At 40.9% G+C, this 24,412-nt stretch carries 13 protein-coding genes; 9 read left to right on the forward strand and 4 right to left on the reverse strand.

All coding sequences use genetic code 11. The annotated features are described in order from the left end of the window. The first annotated feature begins 264 nt into the window (after nt 1–264). Nucleotides 265–3,810 carry a pyruvate:ferredoxin (flavodoxin) oxidoreductase gene (gene nifJ / locus LY28_RS09060; protein ID WP_110461862.1) on the forward strand — a complete coding sequence of 1,182 codons (3,546 nt, stop codon included), beginning with the start codon at nt 265–267 and terminating at the stop codon, nt 3,808–3,810. 372 nt (nt 3,811–4,182) lie between these two features. After that, nucleotides 4,183–5,991, forward strand: a complete 1,809-nt coding sequence (locus LY28_RS09070) for a cellulase family glycosylhydrolase (protein WP_207658075.1) — start codon at nt 4,183–4,185, stop codon at nt 5,989–5,991. Between the two features lie 175 nt (nt 5,992–6,166). Here LY28_RS09070 and nifJ (LY28_RS09075) read toward each other — a convergent pair whose 3' ends face one another. Together nifJ (LY28_RS09075) and LY28_RS09080 are read right to left on the reverse strand one after the other, a co-directional pair. After that, nucleotides 6,167–9,697, reverse strand: a complete 3,531-nt coding sequence (gene nifJ, locus LY28_RS09075) for a pyruvate:ferredoxin (flavodoxin) oxidoreductase (RefSeq protein ID WP_110461864.1) — start codon at nt 9,695–9,697, stop codon at nt 6,167–6,169. Nucleotides 9,698–9,736: 39 nt separating this feature from the next. Continuing rightward, nucleotides 9,737–9,928 (reverse strand): CDIF630_02480 family spore surface protein, encoded by a 192-nt coding sequence (locus LY28_RS09080; protein WP_110461865.1) that lies wholly within the window; start codon nt 9,926–9,928, stop codon nt 9,737–9,739. Nucleotides 9,929–10,420: 492 nt separating this feature from the next. Between LY28_RS09080 and LY28_RS09085 the strand changes: the two genes are divergently transcribed. The 5 genes from LY28_RS09085 (at nt 10,421) to LY28_RS09105 (ending at nt 19,509) form a co-directional block, all read left to right on the forward strand. Continuing rightward, on the forward strand, nt 10,421–15,271 hold the full coding sequence (locus LY28_RS09085; RefSeq protein WP_110461866.1) for an InlB B-repeat-containing protein: 4,851 nt from the start codon (nt 10,421–10,423) through the stop codon (nt 15,269–15,271). 347 nt (nt 15,272–15,618) lie between these two features. Further along, nucleotides 15,619–16,266 (forward strand): DedA family protein, encoded by a 648-nt coding sequence (locus LY28_RS09090; protein ID WP_110461922.1) that lies wholly within the window; start codon nt 15,619–15,621, stop codon nt 16,264–16,266. A gap of 331 nt (nt 16,267–16,597) precedes the next feature. Continuing rightward, on the forward strand, nt 16,598–17,278 hold the full coding sequence (locus LY28_RS09095) for a response regulator transcription factor (protein WP_110461867.1): 681 nt from the start codon (nt 16,598–16,600) through the stop codon (nt 17,276–17,278). After that, complete coding sequence (locus LY28_RS09100) at nt 17,275–18,756, forward strand: sensor histidine kinase (RefSeq protein ID WP_110461868.1); 1,482 nt, start codon at nt 17,275–17,277, stop codon at nt 18,754–18,756. Before LY28_RS09095 ends, LY28_RS09100 begins: the two co-directional genes overlap by 4 nt. Before the next feature lie 204 nt (nt 18,757–18,960). Then, a complete protein-coding gene (locus tag LY28_RS09105; RefSeq protein ID WP_110461869.1) occupies nt 18,961–19,509 on the forward strand; it encodes a DUF2680 domain-containing protein in 549 nt (182 codons plus the stop codon). An 84-nt stretch (nt 19,510–19,593) separates the two neighbouring features. Here LY28_RS09105 and LY28_RS09110 read toward each other — a convergent pair whose 3' ends face one another. After that, nucleotides 19,594–20,535, reverse strand: coding sequence for a DMT family transporter (locus LY28_RS09110; RefSeq protein ID WP_110461870.1), 942 nt, complete (start codon nt 20,533–20,535; stop codon nt 19,594–19,596). A 183-nt stretch (nt 20,536–20,718) separates the two neighbouring features. Here LY28_RS09110 and LY28_RS09115 point away from each other — a divergent pair, with 183 nt between their 5' ends. Beyond that, nucleotides 20,719–21,600, forward strand: a complete 882-nt coding sequence (locus tag LY28_RS09115) for a helix-turn-helix transcriptional regulator (RefSeq protein WP_110461871.1) — start codon at nt 20,719–20,721, stop codon at nt 21,598–21,600. An 85-nt stretch (nt 21,601–21,685) separates the two neighbouring features. On the opposite strand, the gene LY28_RS09120 is transcribed toward LY28_RS09115, so the two are convergent. Continuing rightward, nucleotides 21,686–22,135, reverse strand: coding sequence for a hypothetical protein (locus tag LY28_RS09120; protein WP_110461872.1), 450 nt, complete (start codon nt 22,133–22,135; stop codon nt 21,686–21,688). 183 nt (nt 22,136–22,318) lie between these two features. Between LY28_RS09120 and LY28_RS09125 the strand changes: the two genes are divergently transcribed. Next, a complete protein-coding gene (locus tag LY28_RS09125; RefSeq protein WP_110461873.1) occupies nt 22,319–24,283 on the forward strand; it encodes a bifunctional metallophosphatase/5'-nucleotidase in 1,965 nt (654 codons plus the stop codon). Nucleotides 24,284–24,412 lie beyond the last annotated feature (129 nt).

The raw sequence follows: 24,412 nt of genomic DNA on the forward strand, positions 1-24,412 counted from the left end.
CTATGCTAAAGCTGATGCGGAGGTCAGTCTCAATTCCGGGATATTTTAATATAGGCCTTTCTATTGAAAAATTTATTAAGCTAAATTTTTATTTGTATGTATCAAGGCTGACTGTCGTAGAAAATACAGTGTTTGAAATACTTTCAAATATTACAGTATATTTAATTTTGTATACAATATACAAACAACATTCTTTACAAAATGACATAATAATGCTAATATTAGTACTTGAATAGTTTATTTAGTTATAAAGGAGGAAGTATAATGTCAAGACGTAAACAATCAATGGACGGCAATACAGCTGCCGCACACGTAGCGTATGCATATACTGAGGTTGCCGGCATATATCCAATTACACCTTCCAGTCCGATGGCTGACTGTTGTGATATGTGGTCTGCTGCCGGCAGAGAAAACATTTTCGGCAATCGGGTTAAGGTAGTTGAAATGCAATCCGAAGCAGGTGCTGCGGGAACTGTACATGGTTCTCTTGCTGCAGGTGCTTTGACAACAACATTTACAGCTTCACAGGGTCTTCTTTTGATGATTCCTAATATGTATAAAATCGCCGGTGAACAGCTGCCGTGCGTATTTGATGTATCTGCACGTACTGTGGCTGCACAGTCATTGAATATATTCGGTGACCACAGTGACGTATATGCCTGCCGTCAGACAGGTTTTGCTATGTTAGCCGAATCAAATCCACAAGAGGTTATGGACTTGAGCCCTGTAGCACATCTTGCTTCACTGGAGGGTAAAGTTCCATTCTTGAATTTCTTTGACGGATTCCGTACTTCACATGAAATTCAAAAAATTGATACCTGGGATTATTCAGATTTGAAGGAAATGTGCAACATGGATGCTGTCAAGGCCTTCCGTAATCATTCCCTAAACCCGGAAAAACCTGCTATGCGTGGCTCACATGAAAACGGAGATGTTTTCTTCCAGCACCGCGAGGCCTGTAATGCAGTTTATGATGAACTGCCTGCTGTTGTTGAAAAATACATGGCTAAGGTTAATGAAAAATTAGGTACAAATTATGATTTGTTCAATTACTACGGAGCTCCTGATGCAGACCGTGTTATTATCTGTATGGGCTCCTTCTGTGACGTAGCCGAAGAGGTTGTTGACTATTTAACAGCCGCAGGTGAAAAGGTTGGACTTATAAAAGTTCGCTTATATCGTCCATGGTCTTCAAAAAGCCTTCTCAAGGTTCTTCCTGAGACAGCAAAGAAAATCGCTGTTCTTGATCGTACAAAAGAGCCGGGTGCATTGGCTGAGCCTCTTTATCTTGATATTGCAACAACACTTCGTGAGGCAGGAATGCATGATGTAGTTCTTACAAACGGACGTTACGGACTTGGTTCAAAGGATACCCCGCCTTCATCTGTATTTGCGGTATATACAGAGCTTAAGAAGGATGAGCCTAAATCCCGTTTCACTCTTGGCATTGTGGATGATGTTACAAACTTGAGCTTGCCGGAAGTCAAGCCGGCTCCGATTACATCTGCCGCAGGTACTGTAGAATGCAAATTCTGGGGTCTTGGCGGAGACGGTACAGTTGGTGCAAACAAGAACTCAACTAAAATTATCGGCGACCACACTGACAAATATATACAAGCGTACTTCCAGTATGACTCTAAGAAGACCGGCGGTATTACAATATCACATCTTCGTTTTGGCGATAAGCCAATCAAGAGTCCATATTACATAAATCAGGCTGACTTTGTCGCATGTCATAACCCGTCCTATGTTGTTAAAGGATATAAGATGGTTCAGGATGTTAAGCCGGGCGGAATCTTCATGATTAACTGCCAGTGGTCTGATAAGGAATTGGAAGCTAATTTGAATGCTGCCGCAAAGAAATATATTGCAGATAACAATATTCAATTATATACAATCAATGCTATTGACAAAGCAGCTGAAATTGGTATGGGTAAACGTACTAATACAATTCTTCAATCTGCCTTCTTCAAATTAGCAAAGGTTATGCCTATCGAAGAAGCTATTGACTTCATGAAATCTGCTGCAAAGAAGTCCTACGGCAAAAAAGGCGATGCAATTGTAGAAATGAACTACAAAGCAATTGATGCTGGTGTAGATGCTCTCCACAAGGTTGAAGTTCCGGCTTCATGGTCAAATCCGGAAGCAGATGCTCCGGCGGCAGAGATTAATGGTCTTCCTGAAGTAGTCAGGATGGTCAAGGAGCTTATGATTCCTATGGCCTTAATGGATGGTGACAGCCTTCCTGTATCAGCATTCAAGGATATTGCAGACGGACAGTTTGAATTAGGCGCTGCAGCTTATGAAAAACGTGGTACAGCTGTAAATGTTCCGGAATGGGATCCTGAAAAATGTATTCAGTGCAACAGCTGTTCCTTTGTATGTTCACATGCTACTATTCGTCCGTTCATGCTCAGTGAGGATGAAATAAAGGCAGCTCCTTCAAATATCAAGCTTGCAGATACTAAGCCGAAGGCTGGCGAGTATAAGTTTACAATGAGCGTAACTCCTCTTGATTGTATGGGATGCGGAGAATGTATTACAGTTTGCCCTAAGGATGCTATCAGAATGGTACCTCAGGAATCACAAGCACACGAGCAGCCGGTATTTGATTACTTAGTTGCCAACGTAGGCAAGAAACCGGGAGTACCGGAGGCTACAACAGTTAAGGGCTCACAGTTCAATCAGCCGCTGCTTGAATTCTCAGGAAGCTGCGCAGGCTGTGCCGAAACATCTTATGCCCGTTTAATCACTCAGCTATTCGGTGAACACATGTATATTTCAAATGCTACAGGATGTTCTTCTATTTGGGGTGGTCCTGCCGCAACTTGTCCATATACAGTAAACAAGGATACAAATAAGGGACCGGCTTGGGCTAACTCCTTATTTGAAGATAATGCTGAGCATGGATACGGTATGTACCTCGGACAGAAGGTACTTCGTGATCAGGCTGTTGAAACTCTTGAGAAGATTGCTGCTTCTGACAAGACATCAGCTGAGTTTAAGGCTGCTTTTGATAAGTTTATGGAAACAAAGGAAAAGACAAGGGAAAACGGCGCTGCTGCAGATGCATTAATTGTTGAGCTGGAAAAAGCTGCTGCTGCCGGATGTGAGCTTTCTAAGGAAGTTCTTGACAATAAACAGTACCTCTCCAAGAAGTCAGTATGGATACTCGGCGGTGACGGATGGGCATACGATATCGGCTTCGGCGGACTTGACCATGTGCTTGCTTCAGGTGATAACGTTAATGTCTTTGTATTCGATACAGAAATGTATTCAAATACAGGCGGTCAGGCTTCAAAGGCTTCCAACATCGGTGAGGTTTGCCAGTTTGCTGCTGCAGGCAAGGAAATAGGCAAGAAGAGTCTTGCTGAAATAGCTATGAGCTATGGATATGTATATGTGGCACAGATTGCTCTTGGTGCCAACCCTGCTCAGGCTGTCAAGGTTATTGCAGAAGCAGAGGCTTATCCGGGACCTTCACTTATCATCGGATATGCTCCTTGTGAGCTTCACGGAGTTAAAGGCGGCATGAATCATTGTCAGGATGAAATGAAAGCTGCCGTTAAGTCAGGATACTGGAATCTGTTCTCCTTCAATCCTTCACTTAAGGCAGAAGGAAAGAATCCGTTCACATTGACTTCAAAACCGGGGGATGGAACGTATCAGGCATTCCTGAATAACGAAACACGTTATACAAGCTTGACCCGTCAGTTCCCTGAGCGTGCAAAAGAGCTCTTCGGTGCATCTGAAAAGGCTGCCATGGAACGCTATGAGCACTTGCTGAGGTTAGTGGAGCTTTACAAGTAAGATATTTAAATAATAAAGCCAATTAATACAGGCTTATAAAAACAGAGCTGCTGTGCAAGCTGTCCGAGGGAGATGGCTGTGCAGTGACTCTGTTTTTTTGCGTATTACCTTCGATAGTCTGGGCTTGAAAATAACTTCAAAATATCATGCCTGCAATTTACAAGAACGGCAAGGATATTTAATAGGTGTAACATATTGTAAAAAAGGCAGCAGATGTTATATAATTTACTTAACCATAAAGTCGCTTTATGCCGGATTTGCTGAAAATAATACGAAAATATGAAGAAATACATGGAATTTAGCTGTTCCCGCGGCAATTTATATGGTTTATAAAAGGTACCCTATAATAATCTAAATGCGGAGGTGTATGCAATGTTCAAAAGTAAGAGGTTAAAAATGATTTTGTCAGCAGCCATTGCCTTGTTGTTTGGGCTTTCTGCCATTTCAGGCGCGGAGGCTTCGGCTGCAGCAGAGCTGTCATCTGGCTTCAGGCAGTTAAACCACGCTCAGCTCCTGTCTGATATGGGGACAGGCTGGAATCTGGGCAATACCCTTGAAGCTGCAATTGACGGGAAGCCTTATGAGACAGGCTGGGGAAACCCTGTTGTAACAAAGGAATTTATAGCAAAGGTAAAGAATGCAGGCTTTAAAACAATCCGTATTCCTGTTTCCTATCTCAACAGAATAGGAAGTGAGCCGGAATATATTGTTGAAGCCGAATGGCTGGACAGAGTACGGGAGGTCGCTGATTATGCAATAAGTCAGGATATGTATGTAATAATCAATATGCACGGCGACGGCTACAAGACAGTCGAAGGCTCATGGCTTATCGTTGATGCGGCTGATCAGGACACAATCAAAGACAAATACAAAAAGGTATGGCAGCAGATTGCGGATAAATTCAGAAATTACGATGAGCACCTGATTTTTGAATCAATGAATGAGGAATTCGACGGTGACTGGGACGATCCCAAGCCTGCCGACTATGCGAATTTAAATGACTACAATCAGATATTTGTTGATACAGTAAGAAAGACAGGAGGCAACAACAGTGCAAGATGGCTGCTTATTCCCGGCTGGAATACTAATATAGATTATACAGCCGGTGATTATGGCTTCAGGATTCCCGACGATACTTACAGGTCTGCGGAAATACCTGCTTCTGAAAAGAGAATAGCAATATCTGTCCATTATTATTCGCCTTGGGATTTCTGCGGTGCCGAATCGCAGATAACCCAGTGGGGAGCCGGTGCTGTGGATGCTGACAGGACTGTTTCATGGTGTCAGGAGGACTATATGGAGTCCCAGCTTAATGCGATGTACAATAAATTTGTAAAGCAGGGCTATCCTTTTATAATAGGGGAATACGGCTCTATAGACAAGACAAAGGCCGACCCGGAAAACAATACCTATCGCCGGATCTTTGCAGAGGAATTATGCTCAAAGACCAAAAAGTACGGAGGTGTTCCTGTATACTGGGATAACGGATATAACGGAAGCTCCGGCTTTGGCTTATTTGACAGGAATACAGGCTTAGCTACCCAGCAGGGAATTATTGATGCAATAATGGCTGCAAAAGAGGAGACTCCCGATTATGATCCCGGTGTTGAGCCTGTTGTGGTAAAACCGACTCCGGTACCCGACGGAAGCTTTGTTGTTACATATGACGGCAGTGACAGCGGTACAGTGAATATGACAATTGAAAGCAGGCTCAAGCTGAATATCGACTCGTGGACACTTGAGTTCAAGTTTTCGGGAGATCAGAAGATAACAAGTATTTGGGGCGGAAAGTACACCCAGAACGGCTCATCCGTGGTTATAACGAATGCTGATTATAACGGCAGAATAGCTGCAAACGGAGGAAGTATATCATTGGGATTTAATGCTTCTGGAAGCGGTGAAAAGCCCACAGCCTTCAAGGTTAATGGCTCCTTAGCGGCAGGAAGTGCTGCCGGGCCTGAAATAAAATACGGTGATGTGGATCAGGACGGAAGCATAAGTTCATTGGATTTTGCCGCTGTAAAGAAACACCTGCTGGGTATAGAAATACTCACGGGAGATAAATTTACCGCAGCTGATGTAGACGGCGACAAGAGCATCACAGCCTTGGATTTAGGCTATATCAAAAAGCTTCTGCTGGGTATGTCGGCATATGAGGATTTTCCTGCTGTGGGGAAATAGCAGAAATGATAGGCTGTAAAATTATGTTACAGTTATATTAACGGCAAAGCTTGAGATAAAAAATGCTGAAATATAGGCGAAGCTCAAGCAAGCATAAAGAAAATTACTTGTTGCAAAGGCTGGAGCCATAATTGACTCCAGCCTTTAATATTATATTCCGAGTTTTATAAAAAGCTTATTCCGATGCCAGCTTCTTTAAATGTTCATATTTCTCAGTCGCCTGCTTTTCACAAAGGTTGAAGAGCTCTTCCGCTTCGGCAGGGAATTGCTTTGCAAGAGAAGAGAATCTTACCTGCCCCATAATGAAATCTCTGAAGCTTGACTTGGGCGGCTTTGAATCCAGAATAAACGGATTTTTGCCCTGCTCCTTCAAATCTGGATTGAATCTGAATAAATGCCAGTAGCCGGATTCCACTGCCTGCTGCTCATTAGCGACGCTTCTTCCCATGCCTTCCCTTATGCCGTGATTGATACAGGGAGCATAAGCAATTATAATTGAAGGACCGCGGTAAGCCTCAGCTTCAGATATTGCCTTGAGAGTCTGGTTTCTGTCCGCTCCCAGACTTACCTGAGCGACATATACATTGCCGTAGGTCATCATCTGTGCGGCAAGATCCTTCTTTCCGGCTTTTTTACCCGAAGCGGCAAATTTTGCTATTGCCGAGGTGGGAGTTGCCTTTGAGGACTGTCCCCCTGTATTCGAATAAATTTCAGTATCAAATACCAGTACATTTACATCCTCGCCTAATGCAAGCACGTGGTCAAGTCCGCCGTAGCCTATATCATATGCCCATCCGTCGCCGCCAAGAATCCACTGTGAACGCTTAACCAGATAATCCTGCTTTTCCAGAAGCTCTGCTATGAGCTTCTTTTGAAGAGCATCAGAAGCTGCATATCCCGTTAAGGCATTTATCAGGCTTGCACCGGCAGCTTTGGAGCCTTCGCCGTCCTCCTTGCTGTCAAGCCACTGTGTTAATGCAGTCTTAACCTTTTCGTCAATATTCAGGGATATAAGTTCTTTAGCCAAATCTTCAAGCCTGTCACGCAGCTGCTTAACTCCCAGATACATACCGAAGCCGTATTCGGCGGTATCCTCGAACAGGGAATTGGCCCATGAAGGGCCTTTGCCTTCGTGGTTGCAGGTGTATGCGGTAGATGGCGCGGAAGCAGCCCAGATTGAAGAACAGCCTGTTGCGTTTGCAATCATCATTCTATCTCCCACCAGCTGAGTTGCCAGCTTGATATATGCAGTCTCGCCGCAGCCTGCACATGCTCCGGAAAATTCTATTAACGGTTCTTTAAACTGAGTATCTTTAATGGTTTTAGTTCCGAATCTGTCACCCTTATATGAAATACCGGAAGTTGCAAACTTCCAGTTGGGGATTTGCGTTTCTGTCTGAGTATCAAGCTTCTTCATAACCAGAGCCTTTTCCTTCGCAGGACAGACATCCGCACAGTTTCCGCAGCCGGTGCAATCCATGGTGCTTACCTGTATTCTGAATTGCAGATCTTCAAGTCCTTTTCCCGCAGCCTGCTTGGTGACAAAGCCGGAGGGCGCGTTTTGAAGCTCTTCCTTTGTGGCAAGGAACGGCCTTATAACTGCATGAGGACATACCAGGGAACAAATGTTGCATTGAATACAGTTTCCGGCAATCCATTCAGGAACATTAACAGCAATGCCTCGTTTTTCAAAGGCAGTGGTTCCATTGAGGAAGGTACCGTCCTCGTAGCCTGTGAAGGTGCTTACCGGTAAAGCATCTCCGTTGAGAGCATTCATTGGTCTTAAGATATTTTTGATAAAAGCAGGTTCGTCTATATCGGGTATAGGCTCATCCACTGCTGTTTTCCAGCTCTCTGGAACATTAATTTTTACAACCGCTTCAAAGCCCTTGTCAATGGCCTGATAGTTTGTATTAACAACGCTTTCGCCCTTCTTGCCATATGCTTTGACGACAGCCTCCTTGAGATATTTGGTTGCTTCGTCGATTGGAATTATATTGGCAAGCTTGAAGAAGGCAGCCTGCATTATCATGTTGATTCTGTTTCCTAAACCGATGGCTTCCGCAATTTTTGTTGCATTAACCGTATAGAAATTTATATTGTTTAAGGCAATTTCCCTCTTTAGCTTTGAAGGCAGGTGCTGATTCAGTTCTGCTTCACTCCACAGACAGTTCAGAACAAAGATTCCTCCGGGCTTTAAGCCCTTGAGCAGGTCATATTGATAAACATATGATTGATTGTGGCACGCAATATAGTCAGCCTCGTCAATCAGATATGCGGATTTAATGGGTTCGTCCCCGAATCTCAGATGAGAAACGGTAACTCCTCCGGATTTCTTTGAATCATAGGAGAAATAGCCCTGAGCATATTTATTTGTATGGTCGCCTATAATTTTAATAGCCTGCTTATTAGCACCCACGGTACCGTCCGAACCGAGACCCCAGAATTTGCACCTGATAGTGGACTTGGAGCCTGCGGTGATTTTTTCTGCAACAGGAAGTGAGGTGTGAGTTACATCATCAACAATACCAACCGTAAATCCGTTTTTAGGATTCTGAAGCTTCAGATTATCAAATACAGCCTTTATGTCTGAGGGAGTAGTGTCCTTTGAGCCGAGACCATAACGCCCGCCTACTACTAAGGGAGCATTTCCGGTTTCGTATAAAGCGGCCTTTACATCAAGATACAAGGGCTCGCCCAAAGAGCCGGGCTCCTTTGTTCTGTCCAGCACAGCTATCTTTTTTACGGTTGAAGGAATAGTGCTAAGTAAATGCTTAACCGAGAAAGGCCTGTAAAGATGAACTTTGACAAGACCGTATTTTTCTCCCGAGGCATTCAGGTAATCTATTGTTTCCTCTATAACCGGAGTAATGGAGCCCATTGCTATTATAATGCTGTCCGCATCGGGAGCTCCGTAGTAATCAAAAAGGCCGTACTGCCTTCCGGTTAGCTTGCCTAATTGGGCCATGTAATCCTGAACAGTATCCACGATGTCGACATAAAACCTGTTTGAGGCTTCACGGGTTTGAAAATAGATATCGGGATTTTGAGCGGTTCCTCTGGTAACAGGATGATTTGGAGAAAGAGCTCTGTCTCTGAAGCTCTGCAGGGCTTCATTATCAAGCAGGCTTGCAAGGTCTGAGTATTCAAGTGCCTCTACCTTTTGTACCTCGTGTGATGTTCTGAAGCCGTCAAAGAAATGCAGAAACGGTAATCTGCCTTTGATTGCAGCCAAATGTGCTACCGGTGCCAGATCCATTATTTCCTGAACAGAGCCGGTTGCAAGCATGGCAAAACCGGTCTGCCTTGCGGCCATAACATCCTGATGGTCACCGAATATGCTTAGCGATGAAGCGGCGAGAGCTCTTGCACTTACGTGAAATACTCCCGGCAGCAATTCACCGGCTATTTTGTACATATTCGGTATCATTAGGAGAAGGCCCTGTGAAGCGGTAAAGGTTGTAGTCAATGCCCCGGCCTGAAGAGAACCGTGTACAGCTCCGGCTGCTCCTGCCTCCGACTGCATTTCAACAACACTGACTTTTTGACCGAATATGTTTTTCAGGCCTTTTGCTGCCCATTCGTCTACATATTCAGCCATTGTTGAGGAAGGTGTGATAGGATAAATCGCAGCTACATCCGTAAAGGCATAAGAGACATAAGCAGCAGCATTGTTACCATCCACCGTCATTTTGATTTTTGACATAAAAAACCCACCTTTTCAATAATTTATATAATTATTTTTTTATAGCTTACTACCATTATCTACCCATTCCTTGGCATTTATAACATTGTCCAGGGACGGAATTGATACGTCGGAATTTTTTTGCTTATGCTTTTCGTCTGCCCATGCGGCAGTACCCTCGTTGTTTGTGGGTTTATGGGAAGTAAGCCGGTCGTTTTTGCTTGAATTCAAGTGTACTTTATTTTTTGTCATTTCATTACCTCCGGAGATTTTATTTTGTAAACAACACATAACAATAATATTTGTTTTATTAGAATAATTTATTCTCAGAATTATGTAATTAAATTATGTAAAAATTTTAAAATAAATGTTTAAAATAAATTTTTATGGGAATTTATTACTGTGAAAAATATTTTTTTGTAGTGTTTTTACAATTATTAAGGTTGTATATGAACGGCAATGTCAGTTTTTTAGCCATTTTAGCTGTTATTTGTTTTCTAAAAATACTAATTGATTGTGCATTTATGTAAAATTGTATATATTATAAAAAGTTGTATTTTGAAGAAAAAAGAAGTAATATATAATTGTATAACTATAAATACTATAATATAGAAAATATTTAATATTCTGATGTTCAAAGAGCTAAAATTAACAGTGAAATGTGTCTATTCCGGCTGATTTTCTGAAGTTTTGTATCCGGATAAAGGGGTAGGGACATAATTATGTAAAACATGGGGGATTCAAATGCACAGCAGAATTTCAACCGGTATTTTATTTTTTGCGTTCATAATTATATCTTTTTTCAGCGTAAATATATATACCGTATTTGCAGAAGATGTCACACTTAACGGAATTACATACAATGAAAATGATTATGCTAAGCTGAAAACCTTCTTGAACCTTAGTTCTTCCGTAGCAGGAAAGACTAATGGAAAGATGGTAAATTCGGCATATGATGAAAACAATCCTGCTACGTGGTCGGGGATTGTCTGGAGCGAGGATGCGGTAAAACGGGTTAAATCAATAGCATGGAGTAAAAAATCTTTGGCGGGAGAGCTGGATGTCAGCGGAGCCGTTTCATTGACATCTTTAGTATGCGATTCAAATGCATTGACAGCCATAAACGTAAGCGGTGCCTCAAAGCTTACCAATATACGCTGTAATACCAATAAGCTGACGTGCTTGGATGTAAGCACAAATACCAATCTGGACACCTTATACTGTCATACGAATAACTTGGAGACACTGAATGTAGGCACCAATTCGAAATTGCTTTATCTGTACTGCTATACAAATAAACTGACAAGTCTGAATGTCAGTGCATGTACGTTATTGTCTGAGCTGTACTGCTATTCCAATCAGCTGGCCGGACTTGACGTAACAGCAAACACTGCGCTGAGCAAGCTGGCATGTGAGTCCAATAAGATTATCGCACTTGATGTAAGCAAGAATACGGCACTGACATATCTGGCCTGCTATTCAAATAAGCTGACTGAGCTGAAGGTAGATAAGCTTGTCAATCTGCTTGCCTTGCATTGCTATTCAAATGAAATAGAAGCTTTGGATGTAAGCAAGAATTTAAAGCTCACGACACTGTTCTGCAATAATAATCCGCTGGGAAAGCTTGATGTAAGCAAGAATACGGCCTTAACCTCACTAAGGTGCGATTTGGACAGGCTTACAGAGCTTGATGTAAGCAAGAATACAGCCTTGACCTCCCTGCAGTGCGATACTAACAAACTGACGACATTGGATTTAAGCAATAATCCTGAGCTGGCAACCTTAAAATGTTATTCGAATCTGCTCACTGATATAAATATTGAAAGCAATTCTAAGCTGACAAAGCTGATGTGTGACACAAATAAGCTTAAGGAGCTGAATGTAAGCAACAATACTTTACTTAATTATCTGGCTTGCTATTCAAATCAATTAAGTTCACTTGATTTAAGAACAAATACTGAGCTGGCCTATTTGTACTGTCAGGAAAATCAGCTGAAAAGTCTGGACGTACATAATAATACCGGATTGCTAGAACTATACTGCAACTCGAATCAATTAACGGAATTGGACGTTAGTGCAAACAAAAGCCTGACATATTTGAGATGCTATTCAAACCTGCTTAGAGAACTGAAGCTTGACCATAACACCGCTTTGTCACAGCTTGCCTGTCAATCAAATAAGCTTACAGAGCTTGATGTGAGCAATAACGAATTGCTGACTAATTTGACCTGCAATACAAATCAGCTAAGTGAGCTGGATGTAAGCAACAACAAGGTATTAACAACTCTTTACTGTCAGTTTAATGAACTAACCGGTCTGGATTTGAGCAGCAATGATTTGCTGACGGACCTATACTGCTATTCAAACAGGCTTACTTCGATGAATACCTCTTTAAATACAAAGCTGAAAAATGTCTGGTGCTATTCAAACCAATTGGTTTCCGTGGATTTAAGCAAGAGTCCCGATTTGACTTATCTGAACTGTGCCGACAACTATCTGAGTCAGATTTCCGTGAATGTGTCCGGTAAAAGTATTGATATACGCTCTAATGGTAAAGGATATGTGGAGCTGCTGAGAAATTCAACCTTCCAGTTTTGTGCAACAGCGAAGCCTCATACAGGAAGCTCCTTTGCCGGCTGGATGCAAGCCGGGAGCAAGGTATCGGAGGAGTTGTCATATAACCTGAATGTGGGAGCTCCTTATGATTTAAAGGCAAACTTTTCTCAGAGAGTCGTATTTGATTCGGTGGGAGGCAGTGCTGTTGAAGAGCAGACAGTAGATTACAACGGTATAATAACAGCACCTGCAGGCAATCCTCAAAAAACAGGGTTCAATTTTGCAGGCTGGTATAAGGAGCCTGAGTGTATAAATGCCTGGGACTTTTCTTCAGGCAGAGTTACGGGATATACCGTACTTTATGCAGGGTGGACGGCAAAGACTTACATTGTAAGCTTTGACGCTGACGGGGGCAGCAGTGTTCCTGATATTACGGATGCCGCTTATGGCAGTACAATTTCGAAGCCGGTATCTCCGTCAAAGGAATTATTTAGCTTTAAGGGCTGGTATAAGGAGCCGGAGCTTTTAAATACCTGGAATTTTTCTGCTGATATTGTTACAGAAAATATCACTTTATATGCCGGATGGCAAGTAAACTCCACCTATACGGTTGAATTTGATGTGGGCGGCGGAAGCATTCTGGCTAGAATAACAGATATTACGTCAGGCAGTGCAATTACAACGTTAATAGAGCCGGAAAAACCCGGGTGTAAATTTAAAGGCTGGTATAAGGACATGGACTTTAAAGCTGTCTGGGACTTTGACACGGATGTGGTTACGGAAAACATTACCCTTTATGCAAAATGGGAGGCTGTTATGCCGGAACAGACGTACGTAGTAATGTTTGATGCGAACGGCGGAAGCAAGGTTCCAAAAATAAATAGTATTATTCCGGGAAGCCTTATTTCGGCGCCGGCACAAGGGACTGTAAAGCCGGGATATGAATTTAAAGGCTGGTACAAGGATTCCGGATATAGCAGTATATGGGATTTTGCTTCTGATACGGTTACGGAAGATACGATATTATATGCCAAGTGGGCAATTAACAGCACACCGCCGTTATTTTATACAGTCACATTCAATGTTAACGGAGGCAGTGAGGTCAAAGTTATTACCAATATCTCTTATGGCAGTACTATAGCGGCGCCGGCGGAGCCTGTAAAAGCAGCTTATAATTTTAAAGGCTGGTATAAGGATTCCGAATATAAGAGCATATGGAATTTTGCTTCTGATACCGTTACAGAAAATACCTTGCTGTATGCAAAATGGGAAGAAAAGAATACACCGCCGTCAAATAAGTATACGGTAACCTTCAATGTTAACGGAGGAAGCTATGTCTCCGATATTACAGTTACCTCCGGCAGTGCGGTTACGGCACCTCAAGAACCGTCAAAAGCAGGTTCTGATTTTGCGGGCTGGTATAAGGATGCTGCATTTAAGGATATATGGGATTTCGCTGCGGATTTTGTCTCATCGGACATAGTTCTGCATGCAAAGTGGACTGAAAAAGCTTTACCGGAGTTATTTTGTGTAGTGCTGTTTGACTCAAATGGAGGAAGCAAGGTGGCAGCTAAAAAAGAAGTCTTAAAGGGAAGTGCTGTTACGGCGCCGGAAAAACCCACCAAGGCAGGGTATTCTTTTGCAGGCTGGTATATTGATTCTGCACTTAAAAGACTGTGGGATTTTAATACGGATACAGTTGCCGAGGACATGATTTTATATGCAAAATGGCAGTATAACGATAACGGCGGCAGCCCGGCAATTATCGGAACTGTTGCGGGCAAGGATAATGCTCCGGTAATCATAAACGGAGAAACTGAATTTTTTGCGACAGATGAGACTGGAGAAATAGACGGCAAGCTTGTGACAAGAATAATAATAGATAATAATAAGATATCCCAAAAAATTGAAAAAAGCGGCTTGAATCCGTCAATTGTTATTCCTATCAAAAATACCTCCGAAATAAAAATAGCGGAATTGAACGGACAAGCTGTTAAGGGTATGGAAGCAAAAGGAGCAATTATTGAAATAAGCACAGGACAGATTACCTATACCCTGCCGGCTAAACAAATCAATATTGACAAGGTCTGCGAAAAAATAGGAAGCCATATCGAATTAAAGGATATTATGGTAAATATCAAAATCAGTGATTCGCCGGCAGATATACAGAATTTATTACAGAAATCTGTCAGCATGGCAAATTACAGGGTGGTAACAAATCCTGTTGAATTTGATATCATATGTGAGTATGGGGAGACTAAGGTGGATGTATCCAGATTTAACAGCTATGTAAAAAGAACAATTGCAATACCGGATATCGATGATTTGAATAAAATAACAACAGGTGTTGTTTTAAACGGCGATGGGACTTTTTCACATGTACCCACCATAATAGAAGAAATAGACGGAAAATGCTACGCAGAAATAAACAGCCTGACAAACAGTATTTACTCTGTTATATGGAGTCCAAGAACCTTTGCTGACGTAGAAAGCCATTGGTCCAAAGCCGCTGTTAATGACATGGGCTCAAGACTTGTGATAAACGGAGTTGGCAATGAGATATTTGAACCAAACAGAGATATTACCAGGGCGGAATTTGCAGAGATAGTGGTAAAGGGTCTGGGATTAATGAGAATAGGAACCTTCAAATCATCCTTCGGTGATGTGGATAAGGCTGCATGGTATTATGATTCTGTGGCCATAGCCAGTGAATATGGACTTATCTCGGGCTACGGCAATGGAAAATTCGGTCCGAATGATAAAATAACCCGTGAGCAAGCTATGACCGTAATTGCAAAAGCAATGAAAATAACAGGTTTGAAGGTTGAATTTAAAATTGGTGAGGTTGAAAATATTTTAATGGCATTCGGAGATGCCAAGCAAGCTTCCCACTGGGCAAAGGAATGTATGGCTGCATGTGTGAAGGCAGGTATAGTATCAGGAAGAAACGGGCACACTATTGTTCCCGAGGGATATATTACGAGAGCAGAAACAGCAGTAATTGTGAGAAATCTGCTTAAAAAATCGGATTTGATTTAATATTTCCCGGTAATAATAAATTCAAAATTTTTATAGGATTTTCCCCGGCGCAAAGCGTGTATTATCAAGCCCGGGGAATTTTTATATGGTATAAATACAGAATTTCCGTGTTAACGCATATATTAATTATTGATGTAAAGTGTTTGTAAATAAATCATTAATTTATTTATTAAGGGTGTACATATCGGCTGTTTTAGGTTAAATTGTAATAGTGGATAATTATATTATTTAAATAAGGCTTATAATTTATGACCAAAATCAATTATTCATCAAGCTTTAGCCTTTCAGGTGATGGTTATTGTCTTGGCAGCTTATAATAACAAAGGAGTATGAGAATGGATGCGATAATGCAATTTGCAATGAATTTTATTGATCTGGTATTACACATGGATGAGCATTTGCCTCAGATCATTAATGATTTTGGGATTTGGACATACCTTATTCTATTTTTAGTTATATTTTGTGAGACAGGATTGGTTGTGACTCCATTTTTACCGGGTGATTCATTGATATTTTTGCTGGGAGCGCTGGCAAAAACAGGAGACATAAATTTTCCGGTGATAATTGCAGTGCTGATGCTTGCCGCAATACTTGGCGACACCTGCAATTATGAAATAGGAAGGTTTTTTGGAGCCAAGCTGTTTAAAAATGAGAATTCAAAAATATTTAAAAAGCAATATCTTGACAGAACCCATGAGTTTTATGAGAAGTACGGCGGTAAAACTATAATAATTGCCAGATTTGTTCCTATAGTCAGAACCTTTGCTCCATTTGTAGCAGGAATGGGCTCCATGAGCTATTCAAAATTTATCAGCTATAATATTTTCGGCGGAATTGGCTGGGTTGCCCTCTTTTCTTTCGGCGGTTTTTTCTTTGGTGCTATTCCGTGGGTTCAGCAAAATTTCTTTATTGTGGCTATAGCTATAATAATAATTTCTCTTATGCCGGCAGTTGTAACTGTAATTAAGAGCAGAAGAACAAAGGTAAAAGCCTGAGGTCAATTGCTGTCATAACCGATAGTAATTGATTTTTGCAACGTGAAAGCTGTCTTATTCAGAGGATATATTCCTGCCGAAAGACAGCTTTTTTATAATTAATTTTCAAAAGTTCACTGAATGTACACAAAATCAGGCTATAATTAATAATTAAGCAGTTAAGCAAGTCCTAATTATATATATCAGAATAATAAAAATTCCATATAAATAAATTCCCGTACTCGGGGATTAAAAAGGAGATTTTTCTTTCCGGTTCAGAAGGGGTGCTCAGAAATGCAAATTTTCTTGGGTGTGTTTTGTTAAAAGTCAGAAAAAGGATGGGATTGACTTTATGAATGTAATTAAGGTATTAGTTGCAGATGATGAAGAAAGAATGAGAAGACTTGTGTGTGATTTTTTAAAGAGACAGGGATATGCGGTTGTTGAGGCTGAGGATGGGAGACAGGCACTTGATTATTTTTCAGCTATGGAGCAATCGGTATCCTTGATGATTTTAGATGTTATGATGCCTGTAATGGATGGGCTGGAGGTATTGCGGGCAATCAGAAAATACTCCAAGGTTCCTGTGATAATGCTTACCGCAAAGAGTACGGAGTCAGATGAGCTGCTAGGATTTGGACTTGGAGCAGATGAATATATTACAAAGCCCTTTAGTCCGATGATATTAATTGCAAGAGTACAGGCTGTACTTAAAAGATACAATGTAGCATTAAACGAAAAAAAGGAGCTGGCAGGACTTGAGATTGACGAAACGGCACACACCGTCTGTTCTGACGGCACAGAAATTGAGCTTACCCCAAAGGAATTTGAACTGCTCGTGTACCTTTGCAGCAATGTGGGAATAGCGCTTTCAAGAGATAAAATATTAAATTCCGTTTGGGACTATGAATACTTTGGAGATGCAAGGACAGTTGATACCCACATAAAAAAGCTAAGGCTAAAGTTAGGTGAAAAGGGAGATTATATACAGACAGTCAGGGGCTTGGGATATAAATTTGAGGTGCCTAAATGAAAATATCACTGAAAACGAAACTGTTCAGCACATTTTTTGCCTTGATAATTTTCTCTGTGATTTTAACCTTAGTGCTGAACAGTACTATACTTGAAAAGTATTATTATAATGAAAAAAAGGATACCCTGCTCAAGAGCTACGAAACAATACAAGAGGCATATGAAAACGATGCAGACAACATTATGCTTGATATCGAAAAAATAGAAAGCCTTAGAGGAATTATTATTCTTATTCTTGATAAGAATTTTAATATTGTTTACCAATCCATGCAGAAAAGCGTAGATATCAAATTAAAAAAGCCTCTGCCTATTCCAAGGGAGCAAATCTTTGAAAGCAGAGTGCTATACGAAAAGCGCAACGAAATTCATCCGGACAAGCCGGTTATTGAGATGAGATACAGTAAGAGGATGGACTCAAATTTTATATCCCTTTACGGGATTGTCGGAGAGGACCTGTATCTGTATATGGGGACGCCTGTCGAAGCTATACGGGAAAGTGCTGAAATTGCCACAAAATTTTCGGCGATAACGGGTGTGCTGACAATTGTATTAGGCGGAATAATTATCTTGCTTGTGACATCAAGGGTAACTAAACCTATTATAAAGCTTAATGGTATCGCAAAAAAGATGGCTGTTTTAGATTTCAGCGAAAAATATGACGGGGGAAGCAATGATGAGATAGGCGATCTGGGGGAAAGTATAAATTCTCTTACAAAACAGCTGGAGCAATCCATAGGAGAGCTTAGAGAGGCAAATAACAAGCTTATAGAGGACATAGAAAAGGAAAGACAGATAGATGAGATGAGAAAGGAATTTATAAGCAATGTCTCTCATGAATTAAAAACTCCGATAGCCTTGGTTCAAGGTTATGCAGAGGGCTTAAAGCTTAATGTCAATGATGATGAAGAAAATAAAAACTATTACTGCGAGGTTATAATTGATGAAGCTAATAAGATGAACAGTATGGTAAGGAAGCTTCTGGAGCTGTCTGAGCTGGAATTTAACAGCATATCCTTGGACAGGGAAAAATTCTGCATATGCGAATTGGTGGGCAATGTTCTGAAAAAGAGCTCTATTATGGCTGCTGAAAAGGGGACGGAGGTCATATTTAATTCTAACGGAAATGAAAACATACAGATAAATGCAGATTATTATTTAACAGAGCAGGTACTTATGAATTACCTGAGCAATGCGGTAAATCATTTGGATGATAACAAAAAGCTCAGTATAGAAGTAAAAATTATTGATAATAAGGCAAGGGTTGAGGTTTATAACTCGGGAGAAAATATACCTGAGGATGCATTGGAGAAAATATGGATGAGCTTTTACAAGGTGGATAAAGCCAGAACCAGAGCATACGGAGGAACAGGATTGGGGCTGTCTATTGTCAAGGCAATTCAAAAAGCCCACAACAACAAATATGGTACTGCCAATATGCCCGATGGTGTGTGCTTCTGGTTTGATACAGATTTATCTTAAAAATGCGGGCAAAGGAAGAAATTGTCAAAAGAATTCACAATTTGAACACAATATTTACACAATAGATGAGCAAGCTATAGCTAGCGTGAGTTACAAGTTATATTGGCTAGGGCAGTCAAAAACGGGGTATTTGAAATAGCCTGCTTATGCGGTCTTGGGAATATAATTTTATATATTTCAGGCTCACGTCAGGAGGTGAAAATCATGAAAAAGCTTCAAATTCTTCTTGCTATAGTTTTTATAACCTCAATGCTGTCTTCAGGTACATTTGCAGCACAGTCCAATGCTGATAGCGGGCAGGCAGGTACAACCGAACAAGGCGCAAGGGTGTCAATGAACCGCCCGAAGCAGGCTGACGGACAATTAAAAGGCAACAAGAGTCATGTTGCAGGATTATTTAAGGATGCTGACAAGCATGAGAAGGATCCGATAAAGAGACTTGAGGAAAGAAAAGAGAGTATAAAGAAGGAGTGCGAGGAAGGAAAGATAACAAAGGAAAAGGCTGATGAACTGACTAAAAAAATTGATGAGCGTATTGCGAAAATAAAAGAATTCAACAGCCTTCCGTTGCAGGAGAAAAAAGACCGTCTTAATGAAAAGATTAAGGCTCATGTTGAACATGACGTGCAAAACGGCAAGATAACAAAGGAAGAGGGAGACAAAATAATCCAGGAGTTCAATAAACAGTTGGAAAACTGGGATGGAAGTGATTTCCCTAAATTTAAAGGAAAATGTGAAAGAAACAAAAAGTAAGCTTTATTAACAGGGACACGCATTTTTCAACGTGCAATATAAACCGGCATGTTGAAAATATGCGTGTTTTTAAATTAAAGATGCCTAAATTTTTGTGTTAATTTGTAAAAGCAGTTCATAGATATATTTTCGGAGCATTCCTTTTTTAAATTTACGGGGTGCCTTCAATGCCGAGATGATAACAGCCGACAGTATGATAACACAGCCGGCGGCTGCCGGGATGCCCGCAAGGCTCTCCTTTAAAAGGAGGGTGCCAAGCAGTGCCGTTGTCACAGGCTCAAAAGAGTACAAAATTGTTGCGCTCTCCGGACGTACATATTTTATTGCTGAGCTCTGGGATAATGACGTAAATACTATTACAAACGAATTAAGGAGAATAAGTACAGGAAATATGGGCTTTAAAGCCTTACTGACGGATATTGCACCTGATTCAAAAATGAGTGCCAGCAGCAAAAAGGCAGCAAGATTCACAGCATGCTGAAAAAATGTAAACTGTACCGGATTTACTTCCCGGGAAAACTTGTTCTGCAAGGCTATGTAAAGTGAAAAGCACACGGCATTGCACAGGGCAAGGATATCTCCGGTATTAATGCGGATGCCGTTTCCTGAGAACGTAATCATATAAACTCCGGCTATAGCCAATAAGGCGCAAATTATTGCCTTGGGTTTGGGTGCTTTTTTATCCATTATTGCCATTATTACAGGTGTAAAAACAATAGAAAGCTGCACTATAAATGCAGTATTTGCACTTGAGGTCCTTGTAAGGGCGAGCATACAGGAGGTATTGCTGGCAACGGAAACAAGGCTTATAAGTATACATAACACAATGCCTTTCGCTGTAAAGCCTTTAAGCTGTTTTTTAAATATAAGGACTGTGGCCGTTAATCCTAGAATTGAGCATATAAACATTATGAAGAACGGTGGAAGCAGATTTAAAAGCATTTTTGACCATATGTACGAGGAACCCCAGAATAAGGCGTTTAGCAACAGGAAATAATGAGCATTTGCTTTGGTGATTATTTTCATAGACATCGCCGCCCGTATATTATTTAGCCTTACAATACAGTATATTATGCCGGTTGGCCAAGTTCTCCGCATAATATGCTTGATTGCATGCAAAAGCTGTTTTTAAGTCAATATTTTACCGGGTTACATATAATAGGAGTATAAGGACATTAATTATAGCTTATCCGGAGGCGGTGCCTAAATATGCAGCAAGGAGTCAAGAGAGGCCTGTTGAATAATGATTTTAAGCTTTTTCACCTAAGAGACAAAAATGATATACAATTTGAGCATCATTATCATGATTTTAACAAGATAATAGTATTTATCTATGGAGAGGTTATTTATAATATTGAAGGAAGGTCATATAAGCTTATGCCCTGGGATATACTGCTGGTTCCGCGAGATCAGGTGCACAGGCCTGTAATCGGGCCGGAGGAGGAGTATGAAAGAATAGTAATCTGGATTAATGATGCTTTTTTAAAAAGGCACGGGAATGAAGATAACGACCTTTTAGCCTGCTTCAGGCTTGCCCGGGAAAACAGGCACCTGCTCAGGCTTGGAGAAAGCTCAATAAATGCCATCAGGACAATACTGGCAAAAGTTGAGCTTGAAACAGATAATATACAGTTTGGAGCAGGTATTCTATGCAATGCACTGTTTGTGGAATTTATAGTATATGTTAACAGATTGTATACGAGGCCCGATGAGCAGGCTGAAAATATTGAGGTGATGTTTGATGAGTTTATTCAAAGGGTTATCAGCTATATAAATTCCAATTTGGGATGTGATTTGAGCATTGATGCATTATCTAAAAGGTTTTTCATAAACAAATATTATCTGATGCACAAATTCAAAGCCAGCACAGGATGCTCCCTACACAGCTATATCAGTAATAAGAGAATACAGAAATGTGCCGCTTATATAAAAGAGGGATTATCGCCTGCCGAAGCAGCAAGCCGATGCGGCTTCAATGACTATTCAAACTTTGCAAGAACCTTTTCCAAAATGCTGGGATTTCCACCGGGGAAGTACTGCAAGGAGAATGCTGCCCGAAAGGGTAAGGATATACATAGGGATGAAGGCTAATACTTATCTGAGACTGCAGGAAGTTATGTGCAGAACCCTTTATGATCTGCAGTCTCAGCTTTTGCTTGAGCTGCCAAGCTTATCCTTATCTGAAAAATGCCGCAACAACTTTTGTAAGGAGGCCTTTTTCTATACTGTTCAAAGGCTTGCTTTTCAGCAGGCTTAATATTTCTCCGTACTCCTTTTGTATATCAACATCCGTATTTGAGGAGTTAAAAATATTTTCTATATGACTTTTGGTATTTGCAGTGCTTGATGAATTATTTGCGGTTCCCAAGACTTCGGTGATAAAAATCATTTCGCCGGAGATATTGATGGTTATATCCTTGCTGAAACAAGTACTTTCATCTACCTCCCAAGTGCTTGAGCATTCAAAAATGCCCTTTTGATTTTCGACAATTGAAACTATGTTCAACACCTTTTCTATTCCGTTTTTCATGATTGCTTCCATTATTTCTGAAGAATTCTTGTAGAAGGAAAATTCAATATAATCTTGAGTCTGCTGCAAATAATCCATTAATTCATATACTTCCATGACAGGGCCCCTTTTCTTTTTCTGATTTTATATAATTGTTTATCGGCTTAATTCATAATTTTGATTAGAAAAATGACGGAAAAGTTTATGGTGATCTTGATACCGGTTAAAAGGTGAATATTAAAAGCTTTGATTGAATAATTTTAACATAGAATTGTTTTAGATTTGACGAGGAGTTTTTTTATGAAACTGCTAAAAAAAACAGCTGTTTATTTATTAATAATCAGCTTTCTTATTGCACACGCTTTTCAGGCATCAGCAAGTACGGAAGAAAGGAAGCTGACAATTCTTTTTACTCATGACTTGCATGACCACTTTCTTTCCGGCAAAACGGAAATAAATGGAAAAACGGCTCAAACCGGCGGTTACGCACGAATAAAAACGGTTATTGACATGCAGAGAGAAGAAAAAGAAAATTGTATTTTGGTTGATGGAGGGGATTATTCCATGGGAACCCTGTTCCAAGCCATATTTACCGATTATGCACCTGAGCTGAGAGTTTTGGGGCAAATGGGATATGACGCAACGACATTTGGAAATCATGAATTTGATTTTAAGGACAGCGGGCTTTCCAAGCATTTGAATGCCGCTAAAAACAGCGGTAATATACTGCCTCGGATTGTGACCTCAAACATTGGATTTCCTGAAAGCAATAAAATGACAGATTCCCTCAAGGACTTGAAGCAGGCTATGTCAGACTACGGTGTTAAGGAATATGCTATTCTGGAAAGAGGAGGCATAAAGATAGGAGTATTCGGACTGACAGGCAAGGATGCTGCCGATTGCGCACCTGTAACCGAGGTGGTTTTCAACGATATTTTCAAGAGTGCTAAAGATACCGCAGAGAAGCTGAAAAATAAAGAGAAGGTGGATTTGATTGTATGCCTGTCCCATTCCGGGACTTCAAAGGAGCTTTCCGATTCGGAGGATGAACAGCTGGCCAGAAGGGTCCCGGAAATTGATGTGATTATCAGCGGACATACACATACCACCCTCAATAAGCCGATAATTTCAGGGAGAACTATTATTGGCTCATGCGGTGAGTACGGTAATTATTTGGGCATTATGGATATTATACAGGAGCCGGACGGACGGTGGAAATTGCAGGCTTATCAATTGAAGCCTATAGACGGAAGTATTGAAGAAAACAGTGAAATAGCCAAAACGGCAGAGATTTTTAAAAGTATAGTCCAGCAAAAATATTTGAATAAGTACGGAATGAAATTTGATGAGGTATTGGCAAAAGCTTCTTTTAGCTTTATTCCTGCAAGTGAAATCGGAAGAGAGCACAAGGAAGAGCCATTGGGGAATTTGCTTGCCGACGGGTACATTCATTCGGTCAGGCAAGCCGAGGGAGATAATTACGAGCCTGTAACTGTTGCTATTGTGACGGCAGGTGTAATGCGAGGCTCATTTGTAAAGGGTGACATAACGGTAGCGGATGCATTTGCTGCCAGTTCATTGGGAATAGGCGCGGACGGAGCGCCGGGGTACCCGCTTATATCGCTGTACCTTACAGGAAGGGAGCTGCGGGATTTATGCGAGGTTGACGCATCAATATCAACAATTATGAGCAGTGCTCAATTATATATGTCTGGACTTAGCTTTACTTTTAATCCAAACAGGCTGATACTAAACAGAGTAACCGGGATGTACCTGCAAGGACCTGACGGTGCCTTGGAAAAAGCAGAGAATTCCAAGCTATACAGGGTGGTAACTGGATTGTATAATGCACAGATGCTTTCGGTTGTCGCGGAAAAATCCTTCGGACTGCTTTCAATAGTGCCTAAAACAAAGGAGGGTACTCCGATTACCGATTTTGAAGGCCAGATAATACATAATATTGCGGACGGGTACGGCAATGAGGTTAAAGAATGGCTGTCTTTGGCACAATATCTGAAATCCTTTTATAAGGTTGATGGTACGCCCGGAATTCCTGAATATTATAATAAGACTCATGACAGGAAGATTGTTGATGACAATAAAAAAACATCTGCAATTCTTGCAAAGCCAAACAGCTTTGCTGTCAAGGTATATATTGGGTGTGCGGCGGTCTTGTTATTTGCGGCCTTTGTTATATATTTGCTGGCTGTCCGCAGGAAGGCAGGGAAAAGAACCGGCTTGGACACCTGTGAGAATAGGGATTAAATTGGTGTGAAAATACAAAATATATCTTGAAGCGGTATATCGTAGTGTGATATAGTATATCTAAGAGTGATATATCTGATTGCGATATAGTGCTTATAAAATAAATTGGAGGCAGCAGAATAAAGATGA

It is taken from the genome of Ruminiclostridium sufflavum DSM 19573, assembly GCF_003208175.1.
Taxonomy (GTDB): domain Bacteria; phylum Bacillota; class Clostridia; order Acetivibrionales; family DSM-1351; genus Ruminiclostridium; species Ruminiclostridium sufflavum.